Source organism: Peribacillus sp. P4_D6 (assembly GCF_056401795.1).
The window spans coordinates 1-10,684 of sequence record NZ_JBFUIQ010000154.1 but is presented as its reverse complement, the minus strand read 5'-3'; the positions used below and the strand labels follow the sequence as shown (position 1 = coordinate 10,684).

9 protein-coding genes are annotated in these 10,684 nt (G+C 36.4%); 2 read left to right on the top strand and 7 right to left on the bottom strand.

Translation table 11 applies throughout. The features are described from left to right. The coding region (locus AC1DVB_RS23760; protein ID WP_477591243.1) for a bile acid:sodium symporter family protein at window positions 1–452 on the top strand (452 nt) is incomplete at its 5' end. 89 nt (window positions 453–541) lie between these two features. Here AC1DVB_RS23760 and AC1DVB_RS23755 read toward each other — a convergent pair. Further along, window positions 542–1,573 carry an acyltransferase family protein gene (locus AC1DVB_RS23755; protein ID WP_377332030.1) on the bottom strand — a complete coding sequence of 344 codons (1,032 nt, stop codon included), beginning with the start codon at window positions 1,571–1,573 and terminating at the stop codon, window positions 542–544. Between the two features lie 752 nt (window positions 1,574–2,325). On the opposite strand from AC1DVB_RS23755, the gene AC1DVB_RS23750 reads away from it, so the two are divergent. Then, window positions 2,326–2,967, top strand: coding sequence for a glycosyltransferase (locus tag AC1DVB_RS23750; protein WP_377332032.1), 642 nt, complete (start codon window positions 2,326–2,328; stop codon window positions 2,965–2,967). A 547-nt stretch (window positions 2,968–3,514) separates the two neighbouring features. On the opposite strand, the gene AC1DVB_RS23745 is transcribed toward AC1DVB_RS23750, so the two are convergent. The 6 genes from AC1DVB_RS23745 to AC1DVB_RS23720 all read right to left on the bottom strand — a co-directional run. After that, on the bottom strand, window positions 3,515–4,225 hold the full coding sequence (locus AC1DVB_RS23745; protein WP_156404366.1) for an exosporium leader peptide: 711 nt from the start codon (window positions 4,223–4,225) through the stop codon (window positions 3,515–3,517). Between the two features lie 1,870 nt (window positions 4,226–6,095). Next, window positions 6,096–6,305, bottom strand: coding sequence for a hypothetical protein (locus tag AC1DVB_RS23740; RefSeq protein ID WP_454861272.1), 210 nt, complete (start codon window positions 6,303–6,305; stop codon window positions 6,096–6,098). A gap of 1,052 nt (window positions 6,306–7,357) precedes the next feature. Further along, on the bottom strand, window positions 7,358–7,732 hold the full coding sequence (locus AC1DVB_RS23735; RefSeq protein ID WP_477591241.1) for an NAD(P)H-dependent flavin oxidoreductase: 375 nt from the start codon (window positions 7,730–7,732) through the stop codon (window positions 7,358–7,360). Window positions 7,733–7,757: 25 nt separating this feature from the next. Continuing rightward, window positions 7,758–8,150 carry an NAD(P)H-dependent flavin oxidoreductase gene (locus AC1DVB_RS23730; protein WP_477591239.1) on the bottom strand — a complete coding sequence of 131 codons (393 nt, stop codon included), beginning with the start codon at window positions 8,148–8,150 and terminating at the stop codon, window positions 7,758–7,760. A 71-nt stretch (window positions 8,151–8,221) separates the two neighbouring features. Continuing rightward, window positions 8,222–10,108, bottom strand: coding sequence for a sigma-54-dependent Fis family transcriptional regulator (locus tag AC1DVB_RS23725; RefSeq protein ID WP_477591237.1), 1,887 nt, complete (start codon window positions 10,106–10,108; stop codon window positions 8,222–8,224). A 206-nt stretch (window positions 10,109–10,314) separates the two neighbouring features. Further along, window positions 10,315–10,684: SDR family oxidoreductase (locus AC1DVB_RS23720; protein ID WP_477591235.1), on the bottom strand; the 370-nt coding region annotated here is incomplete at its 5' end.

Genomic DNA, 10,684 nt, shown 5'->3' with positions numbered 1-10,684 from the left:
TTTTAGGATTGGCCATTAAGCGGTTTTTCCCAGTAGCAGTTGAAAAAAGCTTGACCKTTTTACCACTTATTTCGGTAGCAGCCATCATTACTATTGTAAGCGCAGTAGTCTCAGGCAACGCAGCTAGCATTGCTGCTTCCGGGTTCCTTATTTTTACTGCCGTGATGCTTCATAACGGATTTGGGTTACTTTTTGGTTACTTAGCAGCAAAAGTGCTTGGACTTGATGAAGTGAATAGAAGAGCGATTTCGATTGAAGTGGGCATGCAGAACTCTGGGTTAGGTGTCGCGCTTGCTACTGCACATTTCGGCCCGCTGGCAGCACTTCCAAGCGTCCTGGCTGCTGCATGGCACAACATATCGGGACCAATTCTCGCGACTTACTGGTCAAAAAAACATGCTGGCGACAGTATAGAGGAACCGAGAGTTCATCCGGTGGAGACCAAGCTTTAATTATTTGTAATTGAAAAAAAACCCATGCTCCCAGCAGGGTTTTTTTTTATCTATAAATCCCAGCACTAAGTAAGGGTTTTAACCTTCCACTAACTGATTTTTACCAATTCGCTTAAACGCCTTTTGAAATATTGAAGCAGGTCATAAGAAATGTACGACATCGTAATTATAAGGAGTGTCTCAAATAGTTTTAAGAAAAGATTGTCAGATATATGATCCATTCTTAGTGCCGATATAATTAAATCAAAAATATCGATGAATACTACATGAACAATGTATATACCCAGGGCTCTTCCTCCTACTTTAGTAATGAACAAATCCTTCCCCAATGTTTTATTATTTAATGCAAATAAAAAAAGGAATGCAGTTAAAAAGATAGTAGAAATAAAATACTCCCCATGACTTCCCGATAATATCTTTTCTAATAAGTATCCTTCTACCACTTGGATAGTAAAGAAGATAAAAATTAAAGATAAATTGGTTTTGGCTGTTATTGCTCCCGACTTTTTAAAGAATTTATCATCCGCAAAGAAGAATCCCAAAGTTGTATAAAAAAGACCAATGAATAAAGCATCCCGTGTACTCAGAGGAAGATCATAGAACACCGAATACGATTGTCCGAAAAGACCTAACAAGTTGAATATTAAGCTAATGGGTAAAAGAAGCCATGCTTTTTTTAACTTAAAAAAACCGAATAGAATGATAACACTCCAAATTAATGCGGTTAAAAACCACAATTGGTATCCGCTAGTCCCAGTTCCGTAATATAAAAGGTCAAGAAAAGAAAAATGATTAATGTATTGCGCAAATTCCTTTGGTACATCGGCAGCATCTTTATAAAGAATTAGAACATCATACATCATATAAAAGAAGAGCCAGCACAAATACAGTTTCAAGATTTTTATAATATACCTTTTAAAATAATCAAAGGAATCCCTTTTATGAATCATCTTTTGACCGAACAAATAACCAGATGCAGTAAAGAAGAATGGCACCGCAAACCTTGAGAGGTTATCGAGAATAAATAGACCAATTTGGCTATCCCTAGGGAATACATGAATGACTACAACAGAAAATATGGCAAAAAATTTAATAAAGTCAATCGCGTTATTTCTTTCCATTTGCTCACCCTTTTCATAACACTTTTACTATCATTGGTTATTCCCTATATTATGTACACCAAAGAAAAATTTATTTTTCTCTTTCTGATTCCAATTACAAGATACTGTAAGACTTAATTAATGAACAGCTAATCGTTCAGGAGGGTGGACTGTTTGTAGTAGTAGCTTCACTTTACAGATAGTAATCATATGAATGCCTATGTTCTTGTTAATCAGGCCCTTACAGAAGAAACCCCTGTAATCAAGCCTTTTGACTAAGCGAAATGGGGAGACTTTCTGATTGCAACTTGCCAATTGATATTTAATTATCATTGCATGGGGCACTGCACACATGCTGGAGCATAAGTCCTGCTGATATATTAAAAAAATTTAATTTTTGCTGCTCTAAAAGAATGCTTAATAGTTTTGGTAAGACAATGTGATGAAGGGGGAGGAGGCGTTCTTATTTTCTACTTTCTCTATTAACTTGCTCCCATATTAAATTCACTAATTCTTTGCGTCTCATTCCTGAATTTTCAAGTAATTTAAACATTAATTCATCATATTTAAAGCACCAATGCGACGTAGCTGTGTCTGTGTATTAATCATGATTGATGACCTGATTTTATACAAAACATCTTACATTGGACGATGTGAGTCCATCTAATTCCAATTTAATATAAACATGGTAAGTACAAGCAATTTTATGCATATAAAATTCGCATATATCAATAATAAAAAGGAACTTTTTAACTTTGGAAGGAGATGGTTTTATGAAAAAATTATTGCTGATGGGATTTATTTTATTATTTCCTCTAAACATGGTGGCCGGAACAACTAGCGCATACGCTAAGTCACAGGAACAACGTATTAGCCAATCTGAGGTAAACTTCGAAAATGAATTCAGGAGACTTTGGATTGATCATGTATTATGGACAAGTAATTATATAACAAGTGCAACCACCGCTGGAGCGGAGGATCAAACACAGGTACTAGCTAGACTTCTAAAGAATCAGGAGGATATTGGTAATGCTGTAAAGCCAGTATACGGAGAGAAAGCTGGGAACAAACTTACGGATCTGCTTAAGGAGCATATTGTAATTGCGGGAAAGATTGTAGATGCGGCTAAAAGCGGAAATGATGCCTTGGTGAAACAGCTAAACAAAGAATGGTATAGAAATGCTGATGAAATAGCAGCTTTCCTTAGCGGTGCCAACCCCTATTTAAAAAATGAAGATCTAAAAAATTTGCTGTATATGCATCTGAAATTTGTGACAAATGATTTAACTGCAAGCTTAGCAAAAGATTGGAACGCAAGAATCGTTGCAATTGACGAAGGGGTCACACATATAATCCTAATGGCAGATACTATCACTGCGGGAGTTATAAAGCAGTTTCCGGATAAGTTTAAATAATAATCTTAAGAATCCTCCAGTAATTTGTTGGAGGATTCTTTCATGTTGAGAGATGAATTTATTATGTTTATATAACTGGTTCAATCAAATGCGCGCTGTTGCGTAACTGCATTATTACACTGAACTGCACGGTTACTTTAAGTACATTCCTTCACAACCTCTTTTATAAAAGAGATTTCTTTAGCATTATGCCAGTGTATTATACTGAAGAAAGGTAAATTTCACTTTTCGAATTATTTAGGGTATGGAGATATTTCTCATTAGTTAATAATCAGTGAGTAGAAGCTAAAACAAATAATAAAGTAGAGTGATTAACGACACAAAAGTGTTGTTTTTCATTCGATTAACAAAAATACAAATTTAATCCAAAGACAGCAGGTTTGTGTTTGTGTCAAAAAATTAATAAACACAAATCTACTGTCTTTTTAATTTTTTGACATTATGACTCCACTAGTGTGTAACCAAAACCACCACGTTCAGTAAATCGGAAAAAGCCCACAACATTTAGGTTAGGGCTCTTTTTGCTCCTATTTACTGACTTTGGCAGCTAGTTGGCGATTTTTGTGACTACTAATGAGGGATACCTATATGTTACATTGGCAGATGCAGTAATAACTCTAATACTTAGCCTATCGTTTGCGGATAATTGAAGTTGGATTGTTCTTCCTATCGTGTTTCTAGTTTCAACTTGCGATGGTTGACCGCCTGGACCGCCTGAAATACGATTAAAGGATTCAAAAGTACTTTCAAGAACCGGGGTTGTGTCATTGATGAATAACCTGAACTGCACCTCGGTATTAAACGTCAAGTTAGAAGCATTAATCAATCTGGCTGTTAAATCCATGCTAATCTCATAAACCCCAGCAGTCAGAACCTCAATATCAGTATAAGGACCAGGACCGGGAGGAAAAGGAGCAGTTCCTAATAACGGCCCAGTAGTTGTAAAAACAACCTTCTGCCCCAGAGCCGGAGGACTTACCGTAGATACTGTGACAAAATTTCCAGACGGATCGTACAATGACCCATAAGCCAAAGCACCCCCTGGTCCTGGAGGTCCTGGAGGTCCTGGAAGTCCTTGAAACCCTTGAGGTCCTGGAGGTCCTTGAGGTCCTCGAGGACCTTGTTCACTATCCTTACATTTTTTATGATCGTTTTTATTGACGAAATCATCTTTTTTATTAAAGAAATCATCTTTTTTACACTTATAGGTCGTGTCAACAAATCTACGACCTTGAATTGGCTTATCTATTTTACTCACCCTTTTTCTCATTGTTCACTTTCCGAAAAGTCAGCAATGAAGATTTTTTTTTGTTTTTTCCGTTTCTCTTTCTGCTTTAATAGTTTCTATTTCCTCTTTAGCAGAGGATACAAGGGGCCCTATACGTTTTACAGTAAGTGACAGAGATCTATAAGAAACACTTCCACTCACATTTTGAATAAACACAAACACTTTTTCTCCTGCATTTAATTCCACTTGGACGGTCTTACCTATAGTGTTAAACCAAAAAGGTTCTCCAGTTTGACATGTCAATCCTATTACGATTCCGAAAGAGGAACCTGGAATTGGCCCTATGACACTTCAGTTAATCGTGAATAATGAAGTGTCAAGTTCATTAGTAACAACAACAAGGTCGGCACTTATTTCATAGACACCACTTAGAGAGACAGTGATCTCATTTGTTTCCGGATTCGGGATTGTATTTAAACTGAATCCTCGGAAATCAAAATCTATATGACAAAATTCCCAAACGGATTGTACAATGATTAAGCCAAAGCACCCCCTGGTCCTTGAGGTCCTGTTTTCCGTAGTGTGATTCTTTGCAACAAATATTATCGTGATCGGCCAAGTTAATCACTCCCTTTCTACACTATATATGCCGATATAAAAAAAAGGCTTGGATTTTTAAGTTTGTTTTTTTAAAAATAAGGATCTATTTAAAGTTATATTGAATGGGTTATATTGAATGCGTACAATTAAGAATGATAGCTGAATAACGTTTGGGCAAGTTATTTTAAAGAAGAAGCTGGAATATCGATTTATCAACGTTATGTATATACTGAACATAAAAAAACCTATAAATGTGCTTGTTGAAATACCATGAAAATTAACTTCTGAAAAAAAAGGAATACCGAAAAAGACGCAGTTCATATGTAAAAGGGGAGAGCGTCTTATATATGGAATCGGATTGGTTAACTGAATTAAGAAGCCTCTGGTTCTGCCAATGTAACCGTGTAGCTTTAACTTTCAAGTCTTCCAAGCGAATTCCGAACAATGGATTGTTGCAACTGAGAAATATGATTTTCGTAAAAGAAAGTATTGTCGAATCCCGTTTCGCGTGGAAAATCATGGATTTCTAAATCTGAATCACCCTGAGGTATATTTGAAAAAGTTTAGATTCATGAATAGGATATTTGTATAGATTTGTGAATTATTTCGGGAATATGGAAATGAATCAAATAATAAACGGTTCAACAAGGATATTTATCAATTAGATAATAATTTTAAAAAGAAAGTCTTGACAGGAATTTAGAATTAATCATAAAAGGAAAATAGAGAAGCTAAAGCATTCGTAAAAATGATTTTCCGTATGGATGTCTATATGTCAGATGTAGTCGTTGTTAAAAATGTTTAATAGATGAGGGGTGGTAGACATTAAAGGAAAGAATCATTTTTATTAAACATTTTTCTAGTTTACATAATATATATTATAGGAAGTTGTATTTTTAATGTTTATTTTGTCTCATATCTTAAGAATACTTAACTTAGTGAGACGTGATACGGATTTTTTATATTTAATTTCATTGCCATTATTTATCTATAATTTTTTTATTAATTAGTCATTGTTAACTTATACTTTAAAACTTAAATAAATATTGTTCCAATTAAAATGATTGATCTTCAATTAAAAATTCGGTCTAAATTCGCAATAAGATTTCTTGGATTTAAGCTAATTTCACATCAGTTACGGTCATTAAAATTTTCTTGATTTATATATTTATTTATATATTTATTTATATATTGATTTATATATTGATTTTTAATTTATCTGCTAATTGTTAACATATTTCGTTTTCAATCATTTTTATGCTATAGATCGGATTATTCAATTAGTATTTATCATCCTTAGTCATTTCACTCTAAGGATCTCTAATTGCTTGGTTGTGGTAATCAAATCTATTTTATTATATCCCTTCATGTATAAAACGGAAGCGCCCTCACTTTTCCCCTTTTTCCATCCATTCGCTTTAAGGGCCATTGCATATCCATAGGGAATGCCGTCTTCTTCAGAAGCCCTTGACCATTCATATCTATTCCCTTGTTCATTTAACTGAACCAATTCAGCATTTTTAGGTACAGGGAATTCATTTAAATCTTCTGTAGCTGTGTCTAAAGAAATAGAAATTGAAATTGAGTAATAAATGAATTGCCCCTCCTATTAAAAAAGCAGCTAGGGTAAGTGCACAACTAATCTTTTTCTTCATATTGCTTCCCCTTTCCTTTACTTTCCTAAAGACCTATTCAAAGAATAGTTATCTAATAACCTGTAGTAATCTAAATATCCCTGTTTTATTTACATTATTTATCATTTTTATTATTCTTATATATAAATTAAATGGCCAAATGAGAAAAATCACGGGTTAACACTTATGAAAAGTTATATAAATATAATTTACCTCAATGATAATTCAAAAGGTTTTTTATCATGCAAGTTCCGCTTTCTACCTGAAATTGATGATAGCTCCTCCATTTAGCCACATAATTACAATATAAGCTTTCATAAAAACCTCATAGCAGCCTTTAGCATGAATAACCTTTAAAAATTGTTTTAAACTTAATGATGCTCAAACCGCCATCGAGTTTTGATGTAAAATAACAAGCATTGACCGCTTTCATATGTGGAAACAAGCAGTGAATCAATAGGAAGCTGCCAAGGGTTATAAGGCAAACCTTCAAATTAAATTTGTATAGAGCCACACCTACTTTCAGCAATCAGTTTTTTTATCATGATAGAAAGATTTAAAAGTTTCAGGAATCAAAAATGCCAGATAAAATAGAATGGTTTTAAGATCTCAAGCTTTGTTTGATTAAGCAGAATAATAATGTTATGTAAACACTCACGAAAGGTTAATTACCTTTTTGGTTTTTTTGCGTTTGAAAGTTTTTATTAAGAAGTTGCTGAAAGTTAATTAGCAAGTAATTGATGGGCTTATGTAGCTTTTTTCTATTGAATTGGCTTTTCGCATTAGAGTTATAAATCATTCTTCTGTTATAAATAACGGTCATGCATTTTTGATAAAGTCTATTCTTGACCACCTATGGAACTTTATTTCTAATAGATAAAAAAAGGAACACGAAATCACTATTGATCGCATGTTCCAGTTAGGTTATTTATGTTCGAATGGATTCGATACGGCTTTGGATGAATTCGAACGAGTTTTTTGCTTCTTGGACGATTTGTTTGATCAGTTCATTGACGGTCAATATTTCTTTTATGAGTCCTACGGATTGACCGCATGACCAGATGCCTCCGTCTAAATTTCCTTCAAAGTATACTTTCTTGCTTCTTTGTCCCGTAATTAGCGGAATCAATTCCTCTATAGTGGCACCTTCATTTTCAAGTTTGTCCACTTCTTTACTGACGGCATTTAATGCTACACGCGAAGGACTGCCTATATTCCGTTGGATGACGACCGTATCCGTTTCATTGGCCGATACCATCCACTGCTTCACGTTTTCATGAATCGGTGCTTCTTGCGTTGCCATAAAGCGAGTCCCCATGACGATACCTTCAGCACCGAGTGATAAGGCGCTTCGCTACCTTATGTAACACGGTAAAGCCGTGCTCTTTAAGTCTGGGCATTAAACTTTCTGGGCTTCGGCCACTCGTTTCAACAATTTTCACATCTTCCTCAATTAAAATATCGATGAACTCATCATTCGGGGTTGCCGTTTGACTTGGAAACAGGTTCAGGTTGACAGCAAAGGGTTTCTTGGTCAAAGTTTTCACTTTCCGTATTTCATCACGGAGACCCTCTGGTGTCACCTGTGTTTTCGAAGTGATGATACCAAGTCCCCCGGCTTCTGAAACAGCGGCCGCGAGCGGGGCCCGTCCAACTTGAAACATCCCGCCGCAAATAATCGGATATTCAATCCCCAATAATTCAGTCATTCTCGTTTTCATTTGCCATACCCCTTTCATTTTTCAAGGATTTCTATAAGTCTGCTTTTCTTACATAATGTACACACGCATGCCTATATACCATACTTATGGAGCCGCTTGTAAAATGTACTTCTTGGAATATCCATCAGCTTTGCTGCAGCAGTGACATTTCCTCTTGATTTTTGTAATGCCTCTATCATTAGATCCCGTTGAATTTTTTCACGGATCGTCAGTTCATTTCCCTTGATGCCATTTTTACCCGGTTCTTCCCATGCAGGGAAATCATCATGCCGTGTAACGGGCTGGGAATGCATGGTATTCAACACTTTAACATAATCAAGAGGTCCTTCTGCTAGTAAGATGGTCAATCGCTGAAGTACATTCTGCAGTTCTCTAATATTGCCTGGCCAATTGTACTCCTTTAAACGGTTCAATAATTCCTCAGTTAATGGAATACTCCAATTATTCTTCGAACACAAGTAGTTGACTAGATAAGGAATATCTTCAATCCTTTCCCTTAAGGGAGGTACATGAATGGGGTAAACGTTCAGCCGATAGTATAAATCCTTACGAAAGGACCCTTCATTGACAAGCTCTTCAAGAGTACGGTGTGTTGCAGTGATAATGCGAATATCCAATGATATGCTTTTTGTGCCGCCGATCGGAACGATTTTTCTTTCCTGAAGAACACGCAGTAAGGCAACCTGCATCGCTGAAGGGATTTCACCGATTTCATCGAGAAAAATGGTCCCTCCATTTGCCTGCTCGAACTTCCCTTTGTGACCTTGCCGTTTAGCGCCTGTAAAAGCGCCATCAACATACCCGAATAGTTCACTTTCCATTAAATCCTTAGGTATGGCTCCGCAATTTATCGTGACGAACGGTCCTTTTTTACGGATGCCATTATCATGAATAGCCTTGGCAATAAGCTCTTTCCCGACACCTGTTTCACCGGATATATACACATTTGCTTCTGTCGGTGCAACAAGCTTCAATTTACGTAATGTGTTATGAAAGGATTCACTAATCCCTCTTTCCCCTTCGAAGACAAATCTTTCTGAAGGCATTGAAACAGGAAAAAGCCTATTGGCTTCACGACCATGATTCTCCGATAGGAATAAACACTTACCGGAAATCCTATTATCCTCTTTGGATAGAAGCGGATTTTCCTTTACGATTCGATATCCATGATTTAACAGATCGGCCAACGCCATACCGATGGATTGAGGAATTTTTTTGCGAACCTGTTTACTGGCGGAGATTATCATTTGTTTATGATTACATACGATAAAAGGCAAATCTGGATAGGTTTCTGCAAGTTCTATCGAGTGCTGGGTCAGTGCCAGCTCCTTTTTATAGGAACGCATTCCCATTTCCTGTTCGATCGTATACGCCAAATTGGCTACCATCCCCAGCATGGAGGGATGAAAATATTCTACTGGACATGATATATCCAAAACTCCCAATATCTTACCGTCTTCATTTAATATGGGCATGGCAGAGCAACTCCATTTGTGCGAGGCAATCGAATAGTGTTCGGTACCTTGGATCATTACGGCTTCACCCGTTTTCAAAGCTGTTCCAATTGCGTTCGTTCCGACCTCACCCTCCGTCCAGCATACACCCTCCACAAAATTTATTTTTCCTGCCTCATCGAGGATTTTCTCGTTTCCGGAAAGTGAAAGGACATATCCATCCGGATCGACCAATAAAGCCATCATTCCAGATTCTTTTATCGATTGATTCATCCTGGATAATTGGGGTGATGCAACTTCTAATAGGAAGGAGTTTTTTTCTCTTTGAATGTCCAATAATTCATCCGACAAAATGTGTTTGCCTTTATTAAGGTATGGGTTGACTTGATCTTTTTTGCAGCGATACCAGGATTCCATTATTCGCTTGTTCAGACGATTTGAATCGAGAACCCCTTCACTGACAAAGCGTTCCCATGTACGTAGATAACAACTGGTGGATAGCATATAATCCTCCTCTAATCATTTGGTTTGAACCTTCATTTGACCAGTCAATCTAGAGGAAAAATACCATGGAGTAATAAAATAGGATGTTATTCGAGGTCTTTTTAATTATAGTAGATTATGTATTCGCTTACAATATATAGATTAAGTTTACAAAAAAGGCATCATGTGATCATTCACATGATGCTTCTCCATTTAAACAATAAAGTTTATGAGAAAATAACTCCTCCATCAATCATGATGGATTGACCTGTCATATAATCCGAATCCGGTGAAGCAAGGTAAGAGACGAATTTCGCCACATCTTCTGGGGTTTCGGAGCGTCCCAAGGTTATGGAATCTGTGAACTTTTTAAATGTTTCCCCTTTAGCAAGATTCATATATGGGCCCATTTTTTCATCGATTAAATCCCACATTTGCGTCCCGACAATTCCTGGACAGTATGCATTCACCGTAATGCCGAACTGGGCCAATTCCTGTGCTGCCGCTTGTGTAATTCCCCTAACGGCAAATTTTGTGGCCGAGTATGTACCTAGTAAACTAAACCCTTTATAACTGGCTATGCTGGCAGCACTTATG